Source organism: Streptomyces sp. NPDC047130, from assembly GCF_040643475.1.
GTDB lineage: Bacteria > Actinomycetota > Actinomycetes > Streptomycetales > Streptomycetaceae > Streptomyces.
On sequence record NZ_JBEYUK010000027.1, the window covers coordinates 20,767 to 40,426 of the forward strand.

Annotated in this window: 8 protein-coding genes; all 8 read right to left on the reverse strand. The window is 74.4% G+C overall.

Translation table 11 applies throughout. The features are described 5' to 3' along the window. Nucleotides 1–3 precede the first annotated feature (3 nt). The gene (locus ABZ836_RS25405) at nucleotides 4–864 is read right to left on the reverse strand and encodes an alpha/beta hydrolase (RefSeq protein WP_361145795.1); all 861 of its coding nucleotides are present in this window, start codon (nucleotides 862–864) and stop codon (nucleotides 4–6) included. Next, nucleotides 857–12,547, reverse strand: coding sequence for an amino acid adenylation domain-containing protein (locus tag ABZ836_RS25410; protein WP_361145798.1), 11,691 nt, complete (start codon nucleotides 12,545–12,547; stop codon nucleotides 857–859). The genes ABZ836_RS25405 and ABZ836_RS25410 overlap by 8 nt, the downstream gene beginning before the upstream one ends. A gap of 69 nt (nucleotides 12,548–12,616) precedes the next feature. Next, entirely contained in the window at nucleotides 12,617–13,675 is a 1,059-nt protein-coding gene (locus tag ABZ836_RS25415; protein WP_356137439.1) for an HAD-IIIC family phosphatase, read from the reverse strand. Continuing rightward, nucleotides 13,672–14,823 (reverse strand): acyl-CoA dehydrogenase family protein, encoded by a 1,152-nt coding sequence (locus ABZ836_RS25420; protein ID WP_356137437.1) that lies wholly within the window; start codon nucleotides 14,821–14,823, stop codon nucleotides 13,672–13,674. Before ABZ836_RS25420 ends, ABZ836_RS25415 begins: the two co-directional genes overlap by 4 nt. Before the next feature lie 19 nt (nucleotides 14,824–14,842). After that, nucleotides 14,843–15,097 carry a phosphopantetheine-binding protein gene (locus tag ABZ836_RS25425; RefSeq protein ID WP_356137435.1) on the reverse strand — a complete coding sequence of 85 codons (255 nt, stop codon included), beginning with the start codon at nucleotides 15,095–15,097 and terminating at the stop codon, nucleotides 14,843–14,845. Nucleotides 15,098–15,153: 56 nt separating this feature from the next. Continuing rightward, nucleotides 15,154–16,005 (reverse strand): 3-hydroxyacyl-CoA dehydrogenase NAD-binding domain-containing protein, encoded by an 852-nt coding sequence (locus tag ABZ836_RS25430; protein WP_356137433.1) that lies wholly within the window; start codon nucleotides 16,003–16,005, stop codon nucleotides 15,154–15,156. 14 nt (nucleotides 16,006–16,019) lie between these two features. Continuing rightward, nucleotides 16,020–18,458: an FkbM family methyltransferase gene (locus ABZ836_RS25435; protein ID WP_356137431.1), complete on the reverse strand. Its 2,439-nt coding sequence runs from the start codon at nucleotides 18,456–18,458 to the stop codon at nucleotides 16,020–16,022. Nucleotides 18,459–18,706: 248 nt separating this feature from the next. Continuing rightward, complete coding sequence (locus tag ABZ836_RS25440; RefSeq protein ID WP_356137429.1) at nucleotides 18,707–19,654, reverse strand: aromatase/cyclase; 948 nt, start codon at nucleotides 19,652–19,654, stop codon at nucleotides 18,707–18,709. Between the last annotated feature and the right edge of the window lie 6 nt (nucleotides 19,655–19,660).

Genomic DNA, 19,660 nt, shown 5'->3' on the forward strand with positions numbered 1-19,660 from the left:
GGGTCAGCGGGGAGTGTGGGAGGTCAGGAAGGAGACGATCGTCCCCACGGTCTGCGTGCGGCGGTCCTCGCTGTCGTGGCCGATGTCGAGGAGCCGGGCGCCGGGCACCTCGTCGGCGAGCCGCTTGGCCAGGCCCTCCGGGTGCAGCCGGTCGTCGCCGGGGAGGATCAGCAGCGGCCGGTCGAGCCGCGGCATCCACTCCTCGGGCACCGAGAAGTACGCCGAGCCCTCGGGCCACATCCCGTCCCGGAAGCGGACCAGCGAGACGACGTAGCGCTCCAGGCGGCGCGTCCGGACCTCCTCCCGGAACTCCTCGTCGCCGTGGAGGCGTCCGGCGTACGGACCCGCGGCCGGGTTGCGGGTGAAGCTGCCGTCCTCGGCGGCCGCCGCGATCACCCCGTCGAGGCCCTCGGCGCGGGCGTGGCGCATGGGCTCGTCGTAGGCGGCGAGGAAGTCGCCGAGCGTGTTGCCCTCGGCGAGGCCCACGGGCCGGTCGCACACCAGGGCCCGCACCCGCTGCGGGGCGTCGTGCGCGAGCCGCCAGGCCAGGGCCGTGCCCGCGCCGGAGGCGACCACGTGGGCCTCCTCGACACCGAGGTCGTCCAGGACCGCCTGGAGATCGGCGGCGTGCTGCTCGAAGGAGAACGGCTCGAAGGGGGCGGCGGCGCTGCGGCCGGCGTGCCGCTGGTCCACCGCGATCACCCGGAAGGCGCCGGCGAGTTCGGTGACCGGGTCGTAGAAGTGCCGCGACCAGGAGGCCGCCTCGCCGCCGCCCGCGCCGTCCGCCAGCAGCAGGACGGGGAAGCCGCTTCCGTGCACCTCGTAGTGGATCCGCGCTCCGTCGGGGCGCACTGTCTCAGGCATGCGGTTCCTCCGCTGTGGTGATGTCGTCGATCGTGTTCATGAGCTGGACCGCCATCGCCTCCGCGTTGACGATCGGCGCGGCGTGGGTGCCGGGGATGCTCGTCCGGCCGAAGGCGCCGTCGGTCAGGTCGCGCCACACCTCCATGGCGGCCGGCGGCAGCACGGGGTCCTCGCTGCCCTCCACCGCCAGGACGGGCGTCGCGAGCGGCGGGCGGGTCACGCCGCGCAGCACCGTGCGGTGGCTCTCGGCGAGCACGGTGTCGGCGCGCAGCCGGTCGACGTAGGCGGCCAGCAGCTCCTCGTCGTCGAGGACCTGGTCGGGCAGCAGGCCGCGGAAGACGACGGTGAGTTCGTCCAGGCGCACCTGGTCGAAGTCGCCGTCCGCGGTGATCTCGGCGAGCCGGCGCAGCCCGTCGGTGGGCTCGGCCAGCGGCGGCAGCGCGCACGCCGCGACGAGCGCCAGCGGCGGCACCCCGGGCCGGTGGGCGAGCCGGTGGGAGACCTCCCAGCACAGCCAGGACCCCTGGCTGTGCCCGTAGAGGACGGCCGGGACGTCGAGCCGGTCCGCCAGGGCGGCCACCACCTGGTCGGCGACGGCCATCATGTCGGTCATGGGGGCCTCGTCGGCCCGTTCCTCCCGGCCGGGGAGCTGGATGCCGACGAGTTCGACGTCGTCCGGCAGGTGGCGGGCCAGGGGCACGAAGCCGCCGGTGGTGCCGCCCATGCCGGCGACGCAGAACACCCGTGCCCGGGGCCGCTCGGCGGGCTTGAGCACCCGCAGCCACGATCCCGTGCCCGGCCCCACCGCGGCGGTGGACGGGCCGTCCTCCGGGAGGAGTTCCTCCAGGATCCGGGCGGCGATCCCGGCGCAGCTCGCGTGCCGCAGGATCATCTCCGTGGTCAGGGGCAGGCCGGTGGCCCGGATGAGCTGGTTGCGCAGGGTCACGGCCATCAGGGAGTCCAGACCCAGTTGCTGCAGCGGCTGCTCGGTGGGCAGGGTCTCCGCGTCGCGGCCGAGGACCGGGGCCGCCTCGTCGCGCACCAGGACGGTGAGCAGACCGAGCCGCCCCTCCGCGTCCCGCGGGACGAGCCGGGCCCGCAGCGCACGGCCGGCCGACGCCTCCGCCAGGGTGTGCGGCTCCTGCTCGGGCCGCGCCTCCTCGACGGTGTCGAGCAGCGGGCGCGGGCGGGCCGCCCGGTAGGCGGGCGCGAAGCGCGACCAGTCGATGTCGGCCACGCCGAGGGCGACGCTGCCGGCACGCAGGGCCAGGTCCAGGGCGTCCAGGGCGCGGGTGGGGGCCATGGAGCGCAGCCCGCGGGACCGGGCCGCCCGCTCCGCCTCGGCGGAGACCATGCCGCCTCCGGCCCAGCCGCCCCAGTGCACCACGGTGGCGGACAGGCCGAGGGAGCGGCGGCGCCGGGCGAGGGCGTCCAGCGCCGTGTTGGCGGCGCCGTAGGCCGCCTGGCCCGCGCCGCCCCACAGGCTGGCGCCGCTTCCGTACAGGAGGAAGGCGTCCAGCGGCCGTCCGCCCAGCGCCTCGTGCAGGTGGTGCGCGCCGAGCACCTTGGCCGCGGTCTCGTCGGCGACCGCCTCGGGGGTCAGGTCGCCGATGGCGGCGACACGGGAGACCCCGGCCAGATGGGCCACGACGGTCAGCGGGCGGGACTCGTCGGAGTCGGCCAGCCCGACCAGGCGCGCGGTCGCGGCGGGGTCGGTGACGTCGCAGGCCTCGACGCTCAGGCGGACGCCCAGGGCGGCGAGATCGGTCGCGAGCCGCTCGGTCTCCGGCGTCGTCCCGGCGCTCCGGGAGGCCAGCACGACGTGCTCGGCGCCGTGCTCGGCGAGGCTGCGGGCCAGGTGCAGGCCGAGCGCGCCCGTACCGCCGGTGATCAGCGCGGTGCCACGGGTGGTCCAGACGCCACGGCCGGCGGGCGGTTCGGCACGCCGCAGGCGGCGCGCGTACCGGCCGTCGGCGCGCAGCGCCGCCTGGTCCTCGTGGCCCGGATCGGCGAGGTGGGCCACGAGCTGTCCGGCCCAGCCGTCGTACGGCCGGGGCGCGAGGTCCACGGTGCCGCCCCAGCGCAGCGGGTCCTCCAGGGCGGCCACCCGGCCGAACCCGGAGACCAGCGCGGCCGCGGGGTCCGGGGCGTCGTCGGCGTCGCCGGTCATGACCGCGCCGCGGGTCAGCGCCCAGACGGGAGCGGTCGATCCGTTGTCCGCGACGGCCTGCAGGAGGGCGAGGACGGACAGCAGGCCGCGGGTCGTGCCGCCCGGCGCGGGCGTCGTGTCGAGCGAGGCCAGGGTCAGGACGGTGCCGGGCGGCTCGGGCAGCGCGGCCAGCGCGGCGGCCGCGGTCGCCCGGTCGGCGGTCCCGGGAAGGCGGTGCACCTCGGCGCCGGCGGCGCGCAGGGCCTCCTCGAGGGAGTCGGCCGCGGCCTCCTCCCCCTCGGCGGTGACCAGGGCCACGGCGCCCGCGGGACCCCCGGACGCCCCGCCCGACGGGGCGAGCGGAACGGGCTCCCAGGTGTCCTCGTAGAGCCAGCCCGCCACCTTCTCGTCGGTGCGCTGCTGTCTGCGCCAGGTGTTGAGCAGGGGGAGGAGCTCCTCGATGCCGCGGCGCAGTTCCTCGGGCGCCTGCAGCAGTTCGGCGATGCGGTCGGTCCCGCCGTCGGCGACGGCGTCCCAGAACGTCTCCTCCGCGGGCGAGGCGGCGGCCGGCGGCGGCTGCTCCTCGAGCCAGTACCGACGGCGCTGGAAGGCGTACGTGGGCAGCTGCGCCACCGGCGCGGCGGGCAGCGCCCGCCGCCAGTCCACGGGCTGCCCGTGCGTGTGCAGCGCGGCCAGGGAGCGCAGCAGTTCGCCGCTCCCGCCGTGACCCCGGCGCAGGGTGCCGGTCACGACCGCCCGGTCGTCGCCCTCGGTCAGCGGCATGGCCAGCACGGGGTGCGGACTGACCTCGACGAACACCTCCAGGCCCGCGTCGATCAGGGCGCGCTGCGCCAGGTCGAGCCGGACCGGCTCGCGCAGGTTGCGCGACCAGTAGGCGGCGTCCAGCGCGTCGCCCGGAAGGAGCCCGCCGGTGACGGTCGAGTACAGCGGGACGGTGCCCGCCCGCGGGGCCAGCCCGGCCAGCTCCGCCTCCAGGGCGGGCAGCAGGGGGTCCATGTGGTGGCTGTGCGAGGCGACCGGCGCCTCCAGCTTGCCGCACACCACGTCGTCGTCGTCGAGGTCGAAGAGCAGGTCCTCGATGGCGTCGGCCTCTCCGGAGAGGGCCACCGACGACGGGGTGTTGACCGCCGCGACGGAGATCCTGCCGTCGTAGTCGGCGATGCGCCGGGTCACCTCCTCCAGCGGCAGCTCCACCACCGCCATCGCGCCGACGCCCGCCACGCCCTGCAGGGCACGGCTGCGCACGGCCACGATCCGCGCCCCCTCGGCCGGCGTCAGGGCGCCGGCGACCACCGCCGCGGCGATCTCGCCCTGGGAGTGCCCGACCACGGCGGCCGGTTCCACGCCCAGTTCGCGCCAGGCGGCCGCCAGCGCCACGTACATGGTGAACATCACCGGCTGGATCACGTCGAGCCGCTCCCACGTCAGCTCCGGGGCGCCCCGGCCCAGCAGGACGTCGGTGACCGACCAGCCCGTCCACTGCGCCAGCGCGGCGTCGCACTCCCCGACGGCCCGCGCGAACGCCGCCGACCGGTCGAGCAGGTCGACCGCCATGGCGTCCCACTGGGCGCCCTGTCCGGGGAAGACGAAGACCGGCCGGCCGGCGGGCCGGGCCGTGCCGCGGGTGACGGCGGGGTGCGAGCGGCCCTCGGCCAGCGCGGCGAGCGCGTCCCGCAGCGCGGGCACGTCGGCCACGCAGACGGCGGCCCGCTCGCCGAAGTGGGCGCGGCGGGTCGCGGCGGTGGCGGCGACGTCCGGCAGCGGGGTCCGCGGGTTCCGCCCCAGCCAGTCGGCCCACCGGCCCGCCTGTTCGCGCAGCGCGGCCTCGTCGTGGGCGGACAGCAGCACCGGCAGCGCCGCGTCCCCGTCCGGGGCGTCGTCGCCGGACGGCTCCGGGCGCGCGGGGGCCTGCTCCAGCACCACGTGCGCGTTGGTGCCGCCGATCCCGAAGGAGGAGACGCCGGCCCGGCGCGGACCGGACTCCTCCCGCCAGGGCACGGTCTGGGTGTTGACGTGGAAGAGGTTGGGGTCCATCCCCATCTCGGGGTTGGGGTGCTCGAAGTTCAGGCTGGGCACCAGCTCGCCGTGGTGGACCACCAGGGCGGCCTTGATCAGTCCGGCGATGCCCGCGGTGGCGTCCGCGTGACCGATGTTGGTCTTCACCGAGCCGATCGCGCACGGCTCCTCGCGCTCCGACGCGCCGAACACCTGCTGCAGGGCCTGCACCTCGATCGGGTCGCCGAGCGCGGTGGCCGTGCCGTGCGCCTCGACGAAACCGATCGTCGAGGGGTCGACACCGGCGACCGCCTGCGCCTCGGCAACGACATAGGCCTGGCCGGCCACGCTGGGCGCGGTGAACCCGGCCTTGTCCGCGCCGTCGTTGTTCACGGCGCTGCCGCGCAGGACGGCGTAGACGGTGTCCCCGTCCTCGAGGGCCTCGGAGAGCCGGCGCAGCACCAGGACGCCCACGCCGCTGCCGAAGACCGTGCCGGCGCCCTTCTCGTCGAAGGCACGGCACCGGCCGTCCGGGGAGACCACCAGGCCCTCCTGGTGGACGAAGCCCTGCTTCAGCGGGATGGTCAGCGACGAGGCGCCGACCAGGGCGACGTCCGACTCGCCGCGCAGCAGGCTCTCCCGGGCGAGGTGGGCGGCCACCAGGCCGGTGGAGCAGGCCGTCTGCACGGTCAGGGCGGGGCCCCGCAGGTCCAGCTTGTGGGAGACGCGGGTGGCCAGGTAGTCGGCCTTGCCGCCGATCATGGAGCGGTAGAACGACGACATGTCGTCCGCGGCGGGCTGGGGGTAGCCGCCGAAGCCGGTCCCGCCGAAGACGGCCACCTTCCCGGTGAAGGCGTCCGGGACGATGCCGGAGTGCTCCAGCGCCTGCCAGGAGCACTCCAGGAACAGCCGGTGCTGCGGGTCCATGACCAGGGCCTCGGCCGGCGAGTAGCCGAAGAAGGAGGCGTCGAAGAGGTCCGGGTCGTCCACCAGGCCGCGGGAGCGCACGAAGTTCGGGTCGGTCAGCTCCTCCTCGGTGGCGCCCGTCGCGCGCAGCTCGTCGTCGGTGAAGTGCGTGATGGACTCGACGCCGTCGCGCAGGTTGCGCCAGAAGGTCTCCAGGTCGGGCGCGCCCGGCAGCTTGCAGGCCATGCCGACGACGGCGATCGCGTCCTGCCCGTTCTGCTCGCGCCGGGCCGCGGTCCGCTGCCGGACCAGGGTGTCCGGGGAGCCGTCGCGCAGGTGCCCGGCGAGCCGCCGCACCGTCGGGTGACGGAACAGGGCCGACAGCGGGAAGCTGCGGCCCAGCCGCGCGCACATCAGCTTGTGCGCCTCCAGGGCCGTCATGGAGGTGGCGCCGAGTTCGAAGATGCCCTTGTCCAGGTCGACGGGCGAGACGTCCAGCACCTCCGTCCAGGCGCCGGCGATCAGGCCCTCCAGGTCGTCGCCGGCGACCGGACCGCCCGCCGGGACCGCCGCCGTGGGGGCGTCGAGGGCGAGGAGCGCGTTGCGGTCGACCTTCTTGTTGGGGGTGTGCGGCAGCTCGTCCAGGCGGATCAGCCGGGACGGCACCATGTAGGCGGGAAGCCGGGCGGCCAGCAGGTCGCGGACGTCCTCGCTCCCCACGGCCTGCCGCGCCGTGTAGTAGAGGCACAGCCGCGGGTCGCCGGGGACGTCCTCGCGGACCACCGCGGCCGTCCCGGTCACGGCGGCGTGCTCGGCGGCGACGGCCTCGACCTCGCCCAGCTCGATGCGGTGCCCGCGCAGCTTCACCTGCGCGTCCGCCCGGCCGCAGAACTCCAGCGTCCCGTCGGCGCGGTAGCGGACGACGTCCCCCGTGCGGTACATCCGCCCGCCCGGGAGGAACGGGTCGGGCACGAACCGCTCGGCGTTCAGCTCGGGCCGGTCGAGGTAGCCGCGGGCCACCTGCAGCCCGCCGATCCACAGCTCGCCCCGCACGCCGCGCGCGACCCTGCGGCGCGCCTCGTCGAGCACGTAGAGCCGGTTGTTGGCGAGCGGTTCGCCCAGGGCGACGTCGCCGGGCTCCGCGTCCCAGGCGGCCGACCACACGGTCGTCTCGGTCGGCCCGTACATGTTCATCACGCCGTCCGGGCACAGCCGCAGCAGCTTGCGCGCCAGGCCCCGGTCCAGGGCCTCGCCGCCGACCAGGATCTTCTTCAGGCCCTGCACCAGCGAGCGGCCGTCCGGGTCGGCCAGCAGCATCCGCGCCAGCGACGGCGTGCACTGCAGGTGGGTCGGCGCGTACGGCACGTACCCGGCCCACGCGGCCGGCCCGCCCCGCGCGACCACCACCCGGTAGCCGCGGGTGAGGGTCCACAGCAGTTCCAGCGTCGAGATGTCGAACGACAGGCTGGTGACCGCCAGCCAGGTGTCCGAGGGCCCGCCGCCGACCCGCTCGTCCATGGCGGCGCAGAAGTTCGCGAACTGCGCGTGCTCCAGCTGCACGCCCTTGGGCAGACCGGTCGACCCGGACGTGTAGATGACGTACGCCAGGTCCGACGGAGCCGGCAGCTCGAGGTCCTCCGGCAGGGGCCCGGCGCCGGACGTGTCCAGGGCGTCGGCGAGGAGCACCTCGATCCCGTCGCCGGCGACGTCACCGGCGCCGTCGCGGGTGGAGACGACCACCCGCAGGCCGCTGTCGGTGATCACGTGCTCCAGCCGGGCCGCGGGGTACTCCGGGTCCAGCGGTACGTAGGCGCCTCCCGCCAGCCAGGTCGCCAGCACCGCCACCACCAGGTCCGCCGAGCGCGGCAGGTGCACGCCCACCAGCGACTCCCGGCCGACGCCCGCGGAGCGCAGGTGTCCGGCCATGGCCCACGCCCGGGCCAGCAGGTCGCGGTAGGCCAGCGGCGCGTCGTCGGCGATCAGGGCGGGGGCCTCGGGCCGGGTGCGCGCCTGGGCGACGATCCGCTCCAGGGCGCCCGGCGCGGTCACCGACTCCGCCGAGACACCGCCGTGTTCCTCCAGCCAGGCCAGCTCGGCCGCGTCCAGGACGTCGAGTTCGCCGATCCGGCGGGTGGCGTCCGCGGCGACGGACTCCAGCAGCGTGCGCAGCGAGGCCGCCAGCCGTTCGGCCGACGCCCGGTCCAGCGCCGCGGGCAGGTACTCCAGTTCGCCGCGCATGCCCTGGCCGCCGGGCGCGAGGGTGAGGCCGACGTCCGCCTTGGCCACGCCGCGGGGAGCTCCCCCGACGGCGCCGTCCTCGCGGGGGACCCAGGCGCGGTCGCCCTCGCCGAGGGCGGGCAGCTCCGAACTCCGGTAGTTGAAGACGGCCCTGAAGAGGGGGTTCTCGTCGTCGGCGCGGGCGCCGCCGACGACCCGCACGATCTCGGTCAGCGGGACGTCCTGCCGCTCCATCAGCGCCAGGACGCGCCGTCCGGTGGCCGCCAGCACGTCGGTGAAGGCCGGGTCGCCGGTCAGGTCGCAGCGCAGCGGCAGCGTGTTGACGAGGAAGCCGCTGATGTCCTGGGAACCCGGCAGCTGGCGGTTGGCCCAGACGGTGCCCACGGCGAAGTCGTACGTGCCGGTGGTCCGCGCGAGGAGCGCGGCGAAGGCGCTCGCGTACAGCGTGTACGGCGTCACCCCCGCCTCGGCGGCGATCGCCTCCAGGCGGGTGTGCAGCGCGGCGGGCAGGGTGAAGGGCACGGTGCCGCCCTCGGCGTCGCCGGTGGTGACCGGCGCGAACTCCAGGCGGTCGGTCCCCTCCAGCTCACCGCGGTAGAGGTCCAGGGCCCGGGTGAAGTGGCCGTCGGCGACGGCGTCCCGCTCCCAGGCGGCCCAGTCGCCGAGGTGGAAGGAGGGCGCGGAGCCGTCGGGCTCCTCACCGGCCGCGAACGCGTGGTAGGCGTCGAAGAGTTCGCGGGTGAGCAGGGACAGCGACCAGCCGTCGGTGACGGCGTGGTGCAGGGTCAGGCACAGCAGCTGTTCCCCGGCGGTGTCCAGCAGGGCGCAGCGCAGCAGGCTGGGGCCGCCGAGGTCGAAGGGCCGGAGCTCCTCCTCGCGCAGCCGCTCCTCGACCTGCCCGGGCGACGCGGCGGTGAGGTCCTCGTGGCGGAACGGCAGGGCGTAGTCGGTGGTGACGACCTGCACGAACTCGCCGTCGCGGGTCGCCAGGCCGGTGCGCAGCGCCTCGTGCCGGTCCATGACGTGGCGCAGGGCACGGGCGAGGACGCCGGGGTCGAGGGGCCGTGCGACGCGCAGGAACAGCGGCGTGTTGTACCGGGGGGTGCCGGGGGTGAGCTGCTCGAGGAACCACAGCCGCTTCTGGCCCTCGGTGGCCGGGTGGACGTCGCGTCCCCCGGAGCGTTCCAGGGGCCGGGACACGGGCGTGGCGAGGTCGAGCCCGTCGGCCAGCAGACGCGCCGTGATGTCGCCGGGGGTCGGGTGGGCGAAGGCGAGGTTGGTCGGCAGGGTGGTGGCGAGGAGCTCGGCGAGCCGGTTGCGCAGCTGGAGCGCCATGATCGAGTCGAGGCCGAGTTCCTGCAGGCGCTTGCCGGCGGGCACGGGCTCCGCGGCGCCGAGGACGGCCGCCGCCTCCTGCCGGACGACCGTGGTGAGGGCCTCGGCGCGTTCCTCCTCGCCGAGCGCGGCGAGCCGGGCGCGCAGGTCCGCGCCCTCGGTGGCGCCGGACCCGGTGCCGGCGGCGTCCTGCGACGCGTCGGCGAGGCGCTCGAGGTCGGCCGGGTCGAGGGTGCGCACACCGCTCACGCCGGTCCAGTAGGCGCGGCGCTGGAAGGCGTAGGTGGGCAGTTCGACGGCGCGCGAGCGCGGCAGCGCGCCCAGCACGTGGGCCCAGTCCACCGCGACGCCCTGGACGTGGAGGGCGCCGAGGGACCGCAGGAGCTGCTCGGCGCCGCCCTGTCCGCGGCGCAGGCTGCCGGCCACGGCGCCCTGGACGCCGGCGGTGGCGCCGGTGAGGGCCGTGCCGAGCACGGGGTGCGGGGAGATCTCCACGAAGACGTCGAAGCCGTCGGCGACGAGCGCGTCGAGCGCCTGGTCCATGCGGACGGTGCGACGGGCGTTGCGGCACCAGTACTCCGCGTCCAGCGCGGTGCCTTCCAGGACGCCGCCGGTGACGGTGGAGTAGAACGGCACGTTCCAGGCGGCCGGCCGCAGCGAGGCGAGCTCCTCGGCGAGCCGGGGCAGCATCGGGTCGATGTGCGCGCAGTGGCCGGCGGTGTCGGAGGCGATCCGGCGGCAGAAGACGTCCGTGCCGTCCAGCGAGGCGAGGAGGCGTTCCACGGCGTCGATGTCGCCGGACACCACCACCGAGGTGGGGGCGTTCACCACGGCCACGGACAGGGCGTCGCCGTAGGGGGCGATCAGGTCCTCGACCTGGGCGAGGGGCAGCTCCACCAGGGCCATCGCGCCACGGCCGCTGCACTCGCGCAGCTGGCCCTGGGACCGCAGGGCGGTCAGCCGGGCGCCGTCGGCCAGGGTCAGCGCCCCGGCGACGACGGCCGCGGGCACCTCGCCCTGGCTGGAGCCGACGACCGCCGCGGGCTCGACGCCCAGCGAGCGCCACACCTCCACGAGGCCGATCATCACGGTGAACAGGGCGGGCTGGAGCACGTCGATGCGCTCCAGGGAGAGTTCGGCGTCCGCCCGGCCGCGCAGCACGTCGAGCACGGACCAGCCGGTCCACGGCCGCAGGGCCGCGTCGCACTCCTGGGCGGCGGCGCGGAAGACCTCGCTGTCGGCGAGGAGTTCGCGGCCCATGCCGACCCACTGGGAGCCCTGCCCGGGGAAGACGAAGACGGGCTTGCCGCGCTCCTGGGCGAGGCTCGTGGTCACCGCCGGATGCGACGAGCCGTCCGCCAGTGCGCGCAGCGCCTCGGCGGCCTCGGCCGGGCCTCCCGCCAGCACGCCGGCCCGGGCCTCCAGGTGGGCCCGGTGCAGGGCGGCGGTGCGCACGGTGTCCCGCCACGGGGTGTCGCCGTGCGCGGTCAGCCAGTCGGCCCAGCGGGCGGCCTGGGCGCGCAGGGCCTGCCGGTCGTGTCCCGACAGCAGCAGCGGCAGGGCGCCCGCCCCGGCGGCCCCCTCCCCCGCCGTCGCGTCGGCCGTGCCGGAGGCAGCGGTGCCGGGGGCCGCGGTGCCGGGGGCCGCGGCGCCGGCGGGCGTCTCGGCGGGCGCTTCTTCCAGGACGACGTGGGCGTTGGTGCCGCTGATGCCGAAGGAGGACACGCCCGCGCGGCGGACGCGTTCGCCGCGCGGCCAGGGCGCGGCCTCCTGCAGCAGCGCGAGCCCGCTGTCCTGCCAGTCGATGTGGGGGCTGGGCTCCTCGGCGTGCAGGGTCGGCGGCAGCGTCTCGTGCTGGAGGGCCAGCACCATCTTGATGACGCCGGCCACTCCGGCGGCGGCCTGCGTGTGGCCGATGTTCGACTTGGAGGAGCCGAGCCGCACCGGGCGGTGCGGGTCCCGGCCGGGGCCGAACACCTCGGCGAGCGCGCCGGCCTCGATGGGGTCGCCGAGGGGCGTGCCGGTGCCGTGGGCGTCGACGGCGTCGATGTCGTGGGGTGCCAGGCGGGCGGCGGCGAGGGCGTCGCGCACGACCCGCTGCTGGGCGGGCCCGTTGGGCGCGGTCAGCCCCTGGCTGCGGCCGTCCTGGTTGACCGCGGAGCCGCGGACGACGGCCAGGACGCGGTCGCCGTCACGGCGGGCGTCGGAGAGCCGCTTGAGGACGAGGATGCCGACGCCCTCGGACCAGATGGCGCCGTCGGCGTGGGCCGAGAAGCTCTTGCAGCGCCCGTCGGGAGCCATCGCGCCGAGCCTGCTGGACTCGACGAACATGGCGGGCGAGCTCATCACGGTGACGCCGCCGGCCAGGGTCAGGTCGCACTCGCCGGAGCGCAGCGCCGTCACCGCGGAGTGGATGGCGACCAGGGACGACGAGCAGGCCGTGTCGATGGTCAGGGCCGGGCCCTGCAGGCCGAGCGCGTAGCTGACCCGGCCGGAGACCACGCTTCCGGAGATGCCGGTGCCCTGGTAGCCGTCGAGGACCTCCAGGGGCGCGTTCCCGGTGTCGTAGTCGGAGCGCATCGCCCCGAGGTAGACACCGGTGCGGCTGCCGACGAGGGTGTCGGGGCGGATCCCGGAGCGCTCCAGGGCCTCCCAGGAGGCCTCCAGGACGAGCCGCTGCTGCGGGTCCATCGACACGGCCTCGCGCGGGGATATCCCGAACAGGTCGGCGTCGAACAGCTCGAGGTCGTCCAGGAACCCGCCGCGGTCGGCGTAGCTCTTCCCCGGCGCGGAGGGATCCGGGTCGTGCAGGTCCAGTCCCTCCCAGCGCGCGGGGAACGGCCCGAGGGCCTCGCGTCCCTCCGCGAGCAGCTCCCAGAACTGCTCCGGCGTGGCGATCGCGCCGGGCAGCCGGCAGGACATGCCGACGACGGCCACCGGCTCGTGGAGCCTCTCCTCCAGCTCGGCGTTGCGTTCCTGCAGTCGCAGGACTGCGGCCATCGCCCGCCGCAGCCGGTCCTCGTTCGCCTGGGCGTTCATCTCCGCCATCCGTCTCGCCGTCTCGTTCCGTCGCAGGAGGGTCGCAGGGTGGGGTGGTGCGCTGGTGGATCAGCTCTCGACCGTGACGTCCATGTACGGCGGGAACTCCGGAAGCCGGGCGCCGTCGTGCTCGAGCACGGTCAGGCCGTCCTCGCGGGCCGCCTCGCGGAAGCCGGCGAACTTGTAGGTGACGTACATGACCCGGTTGCGGTCGGTGGGCACGAACTCCGCGCGCAGCGGCACGCCCGCCTCGTGGGCGGAGCGGATCAGGTGGCCCAGCAGCACCGTGCCGACACCGCGCGACATCACGCGGCAGGACATCAGCAGCAGCTTGACGGTCCAGGCGTCGGTGCCGCGCTCGACGAGGGCCAGGCCGATCTTGCCGTAGGTGCCGTAGCGGTCCTCCAGCCCGGCGACCAGCAGGTCGTGGTCCGGCGAGCGGCGGAAGGCGTCCAGCTCGTCGTAGGAGTAGGTGTAGCCGGTGGCGTTGAGCTGGTTGGTGCGCACGGTGAGTTCCTCCGCGCGCTGCAGGTCCCGCTCGTGGGCCGGACCGATGGTGAAGCGCATGCCCAGCGAGGCGAGGAACTCCTCGTCGGTGCCGGCGTGCGTCTCCTGCGCCTCCTTGCGGCGGACGTCGGCCCGGTACAGGAGACGGCGCTCGCGCGAGTCGGCGGTGACGAAGCGGGGCCGCATCCGGGGCAGCCCCGGGATGCCGGCGGCGTCCGCGGCGTCGACGCACAGCACCTCGGCGTGGGCGAAGCGCACCTCGTCCCGCTCGAAGGGCTGGTCGTCGACGAAGGCGAGGGTGTCGATGCCGATGTTGAACGCCTCCGCGACGGCCCGCACCGAGTCGGACTTGTTGCCCCAGTTGATCTGGGGGTGGAGGAAGTAGTCGGCGATGCCCAGCTCCTCCAGCTTCGCCATCGCCGCGTCGTGGTCGTTGCGGCTGGCGATCGAGTTGAGGATGCCGCGCTCGTCCAGGGTGCGGATCACCTCCACGACGGCGGGCCGCAGGGTCACCCGGGCGTCCTCCAGCAGCACGCCGTCCCAGACGGTGTTGTCGAGGTCCCACACCACGCACTTGACGGTGGGGGCGGACGTGACGGTCGTGGTCACGGTCGTGGTCATCGCGAACTCCTCGGTGCGCACTCGTGGAAGGCGTATTCGGCGAGGCCCACCTGGTGGAGCTGCGCGCTGCCCTCGATGATCTCCATGACCCGGGAGTCGCCCAGGAGGCGCTGGACCGGGTAGTCGGAGCTGCAGCCGTTGGCCCCGTGGATCTGCACGGCGTCGGCGGCCGCCCGGCCGGCCGCGGTGGCGGCGAAGTACTTGGCGGTGGAGGTGGCCGCCAGCGCGCCGGGGTCGCGCTCGTCGCGCAGGCGTCCGGCCTCCAGGCACAGCAGCCGGGCCGCCCGGGCGTTGGTGTACATGTCGCTGATCATGCGGCGCACCAGCTGGTGCTCCTTGATGAGGGCGCCGAACTGCCGGCGCCGGCCGGCGTAGTCGACGCTCGCCTCCAGGCAGGCGTCGAGGATGCCGACGCATCCCCAGCCGACGGTGTAGCGCCCCAGGTCGAGGGCCGCCCCGACGACGTGGGACACGCCGAGCCCCGGGCGGGCCAGCAGGTTGCCGGCCGGGACGCGGCAGCCGTCGAGGCGGACGTCCGCGGTCATGGAGGCGCGGATGCCGATCATGTCCTCGATCAGCGTGGTGGACAGGCCGGGGGTGTCGCGCTCGACGAGCAGCGCCGTCGGGCCCTCCTCACCGCGGCCGACGACGAGGAACAGGTCGGCGGTCTCCCCGTAGGTGATCCACCTCTTGCGGCCGTCGACCGTCCAGGTGTCGCCGTCGCGCTCCACGCGGGTGGTCACGCCGGCCGCGTCGCTGCCGGCGTCCGGTTCGGAGACGGCGAGGGCGGCGACGGTCTCGCCCCGGGCCAGCCGGGGGAGCCAGGTCTCCTTCAGCTCCCGGCTGCCCCAGCGGGCGATGGCGTGCGCCACCATGGTGTGCACGGTGAGAAGGCTGCGCACCGAGGAACAGGCCCGTCCCAGTTCGGCGGCGAGCAGGCCGAGCGTGACCGCGTCGCAGCCGCCGCCGCCGTAGGCACGCGGCACCGGCAGGCCCAGGAGGCCCTCGTCCGCGAGGAGGCGGACGATCTCGGGCGGGGTGCGCTGGGCGCGGTGCCAGGTGTCCGCGTGGGGTGCGACGCGGTGCTCGGCGAAGGCCCTGAACTCCTTGGCGGCCTGCCGCTGTTCCGCGGTGAGTCCTCCGGTCATCGTCGTGTCCGCCCGGCGCCTACTGGGGAACCGGCGCGGACAGCTTGCGGGCGACGAAGGCGTCGAGCGCGCGGATGGACCGGAAGTGCTCCAGTTCCAGGTCCTCGTTCTCGACCGTGATGCCGAACTCGTGCTCGACGAAGGACACCAGCTGCATCGCGAACATCGAGCTGACGAAGCCGAGCTCGAAGATGTCGTCGTCGTCCTCGAGGTCCTGGACCGGGAAGAAGCGCGAGAGGTACTCCGCGATCCGGGTCCTGTTGTCCGTGCTCATCTTCTGCTTCCGTCCTGTCGTCGTGGGAGTGAGGGTGATGGCGGTGGGGCGGGGGGTCAGCGGTACTTGTGGAAGCCCTCGCCGCTCTTGCGTCCCAGCAGGCCGGCGGCGACCATCTTCTTCAGCAGCGGGGCCGGCCGGTACTTGTCGTCGTTGAAGCTCTCGTAGAGCACCTCGACGGACTTGAGGATGGTGTCCAGGCCGATCAGGTCGGCCGTCTCGAGCGGGCCCATCCGGTGGTCGAAGCAGGTCTTGAAGATGCGGTCGACGTCGGCCGCGGGGGCGACCCCGTCCTGGACCAGGAAGACCGCCTCGTTGATGGTGAGCATCAGCACGCGGTTGGAGACGAACCCGGGCACGTCCTCGACGACGATGCAGTCCTTGCCCATGCCGGCGAGGAAGGCGCGCGCGGTGTCCAGGGTCTCGGGGGTGGTGTGGTAGCCGCGGATGACCTCGACCATCGGCTTCATCGGCACCGGGTTCATGAAGTGCATGCCGACGACCCGTTCGGGGCGGGTGGTGATGGAGCCGACCCGGGTGATGGAGATCGCCGAGGTGTTGACGGCGAACACCACCTCGGGGCGCACGATGCGGTCGATCCGCTCGTAGACGGCCCGCTTGACGTCCCAGTCCTCGGTGACGTTCTCGACGACGAAGTCGGCCTTGGCGAGCAGTTCGTAGTCCGTGGTGAAGTCGATCCGGTCGAACACGTCGGCCGGATCGACCGCGGCGCCCCTGTTGAACAGGGCGTAGGCGCGCAGGCTGGTCCGCAGCTCGCGGCGCGCGTTGTCCAGGACGTCCTCGGAGACGTCCACGAGCACCACCCGGTGACCCGTCTGGGCGAGGTTCTGCGCGACGCCGACGCCCATGACGCCGGCTCCGACGACTCCTACGGTCTGGAATTCCATCTCGAGCGTCTCCGTTAGCGTGCGCCGCCGCGCACGGCGTAGATGTTGTGGATGTCCGTGCCGACGTACAGCTCGTCCTGCTCCGCCGTGACGGTGAAGCCGTAACCGCGCAGCTGCTCGGCGAGCCGCTCGACCTCTCCGTCCGCGTCGTGCACCTCGAGCACCATCTGCTGGATCTTCGGCCAGTCCGCCTCGTCGATGCCGTCGATGACCTGGCGTTCGCTCTTCTGCACGTCGATCTTGATGAGGTCGATCCGTTCGATGCCCTGCTCGCGGATGACGGCGCTCAGCGGGCGCAGGGTGGCGGTGAACTCGACGGCCTCGAAGCGGACGTCGATCAGCTCGTCGGAGGAGGCGAGCCGGGCCGTCTCGGCGTCGGCGCCGTCCTTCTGCTGGTTGGCGATGATGGTGCGCAGGTTGTGCTTCTCCTCCGCCTCGTCCGGGTGGAAGGACGACATGCCGGAGCTGCGCGGGTAGAAGGTGAAGTTCGCCGTGGCCTCGCCGTCGGAGACGCCGATGTTGAACAGGGTGGCGTCGACGCCGTGCTCGGCGACGTTGCGGCTCAGCAGCTCGAACATCGGCGGGGCCGGCTCGAAGGTGAAGACACGCACGTCCTTCGCCTCGTAGTGGGCGAAGAGACTGAACAGGCCGATGTTGCCGCCGACGTCCACGACGGTGGCGCCGTCGGGGATCGAGATGCCGTTCTTGGCGTAGGTGCGGTGGTCGAAGATGTCCTCGTAGAAGTGCCGGGTCTCCGCCTCGTTCTGGTGCCAGACCGTCAGGCCGTTGGGGAGCCGGAAACGCGCCAGCGAGTTGCCGGTGTGCGAGGTGCCCTCGGCGGAGCCGAGTTCGCCGCCCTGCCGCAGCGTCTCCACGGCGGCCGCCATCCTGGGGAGCGTCGACCACTCGTAGACCTGCCGCAGCGTCATGTCGACGCCGAAGGCGCGCTTGACCCGCAGGATCAGCCGGGTGGCCAGGAGCGAGTTGCCGCCCATCTCGAAGAAGCTGACGTCACGGGGCAGCTGCTCGTTCTTCAGCAGCCGGGCCCACAGGCCGGCCAGCTCCCGCTCGGTGGGACCGGGCTCGTCCTGCCCCTCGGTGTGCCGGGCGGCCGTGGAGGCGCCGTGGGCGACCATGTCCAGCTCGTCGGCGGGGAAGCCGGTCCAGTCGATGTCGGCGCCGGCGAGCCAGAGCCGGCCCAGCGCCTTCAGGGCGACGGCCGAGTCCGAGTGGCTCTCCAGCGGGTGGCGCATCGAGGCGACGATCGTGCCGGCCTCGCGGCCCCGGCCCAGGGTGGCCAGGCTGCTGAGGGTCTGCCCGGGGCCGGTCTCCAGCAGCAGCGGGATCTCGGAGAGGTGCCGCAGCCCGTCGGCGAACCGGACCGGGCTGACCAGGTGGCGGGCCCAGTACGCGGGATCGGTGGCCTGGTCGGCGGTGATGGGCTCGCCGGTGACGTTGGAGATGTAGGGGATGCGCGGGGCGTTGAGGGTGAACGTCCGCGCCAGCTCGGTGACCTGCTCGGCGAGGGGCTCCATCATCGAGGAGTGGAAGGCGTGCGTGGTGCGCACGCGGCGGCTGACGACGCCCTGCTCGCGCAGGGACGTCTCGAGCGCCTGGACCGCGGGCACGGGGCCGGCCACCACGCAGAACTCGGGGCCGTTGACCGCCGAGAGCGACAGCTCCGCGCCGAGGTGGGCGGTGACCTGCTCCTCGGGCAGCATCACGGCGAGCATGGCGCCCTCGGGCAGCTCGTCGATGAGCGCGGCGCGGCGGGCGACCAGGGTCAGGGCGTCCTTCAGGCTCAGGACGCCGGAGATGGTGGCCGCGACGTACTCGCCGAGGCTGTAGCCGATCATGAGGGAGGGCCTGGCGCCCCAGGACTCCCAGAGCCGCGCGAGCGCGTACTCCACGACGAAGAGCGCCGGCTGCGCCAGGCGGGTGGTGTTCAGGAGGCGTTCGGCCTCGCTGCGCGGACCGGTGTCCCGGCCGAGCATCCGGCGCAGGTCGACGGTGGGCGCGGCACCGGCCGCGGCGCCGTCCTCCCGGGGACCGGCGAACACGATCTCGCGAATGTCCAGGCCCAGTTCGTCCCGGAGCTCCGCGGCGCACTCGTCGAGGGCGGTGCGGAAGACGGGGAAGTCCTGGTAGAGGTCCCGGCCCATGTCGAGGTAGTGGTCACCGAGGCCCGGGAACATGAAGGCGACCGGCGCGGTGTCGCCGGCCTCCCGGGAGCCGATCTCGGTGGCGGCGCCCGCGCCCGTCAGGACGGCGCCGCGGTGTCCTCCCTCGGTGCTGCCGACGGTGCGGATGCGCACCGGAACGTCCTCGCGGGTGTGACCCTGGGCGAAGCGGGCCTTGAGTCCGGCAAGTCCTGCGTCACGGGTCGTGCCGGTGGTGCCGCTGACCAGGGCCAGGTGCCAGGCGACCGGCTCGGTGATGTTCTTGGGGCTCATGCCTCTCCTTGAGGTGTCGGCCGTCCGGAAAAGGGTCGAGCGCCCGTTACGGCCCTGTGCCCCTTTCGAGGGTGTCCGTCGTCAGCCCACTTTCGAGGCGTCGGCTAGAGCGGAGCCGGAGCAGTGGTCGACACCGGCGGGCGCCTGCCCGGACCGCCGGGCCGCCTGCCCGCGGGCGCGCGGAAGGCTCCGGCGGCCTCCCGAGGAGGGAGGCGGCCGGAGCCTGCGGAGGGCGGCGCGCGCCGGTCTCAGCGCACGGCGAGCGCGTGCCGTGCGGCCAGCTCCATGGTGGCCGTGGAGTTGCGGCCGAGCGCCTCACGGACGTGACGGCGGGCCCGCGCCAGGTCGGCGCCCGGGCCGAGGACGCGTTCGACGGCCTCCTCGCGCAGCACCACGCTGTGCTGCGAGACGACCGTCGTGCCGCTCGCGTCGGACACCACCGACCACTCGCCGGTGTGCGCCTCCATCAGGGCGGGCGTGGTGGTCTGCTTGTAGACGATGCGGCCGGCGTGCGGGAAGCAGATCCGCACCGACTCGGTGGTGTGCGAGGCGCCGTCCGCGGTGAGCGTGTCCATCGCCATGACCTGGACGCCGGGGGCGCGTTCGGTCAGGTCCAGCCGTGCCACGTGCGGCACCAGGTCCGGCCAGTCCCCGGCCCGGTACAGGAACTCGTACACCGGCTCGGCCGGTCCGTCGACGCGGATGGAGTCCTCGAACGACAGCACCAGCTCGTCCAGCTTGTGCCAGCGTTCCGCGACGTGCTTGACGCCGGCCAGCTCGGACCGGGAGTTGGTGTCCACCGCCCGCTCGACCCAGGCCGCGTCCTGCGCCCGGTCGCCGTGGACGGTGAAGTCGTGGAGCAGGGTCAGCCGGGCGGCTCCGCCCGGCAGCTCCTCGACCGCCCAGATCCCGCGCATCGTGTCGATCGGCGCCTGGGGGTGCGACTGCCGGAACTCGATGCGCCGCGTCTGCGGGTCCTGGACGCGGTCGGAGGCCCAGGACCTCACCTCGCCCGAGGCCGTCGCCCACATCCGCAGCCGTTCGTGCGTCCCGTCGAACTCCAGGCGCTCGACGTGCACGTTGGGCGGGAAGAACAGCGGCCAGCGGACCGCGTCCGAGATCAGGCCGTAGACCACCGCGGCCGGGGCGTCCACGTCGATCGAGTGCGACGTGCGGTGCACGTGCTGACCCGTCACCACGAA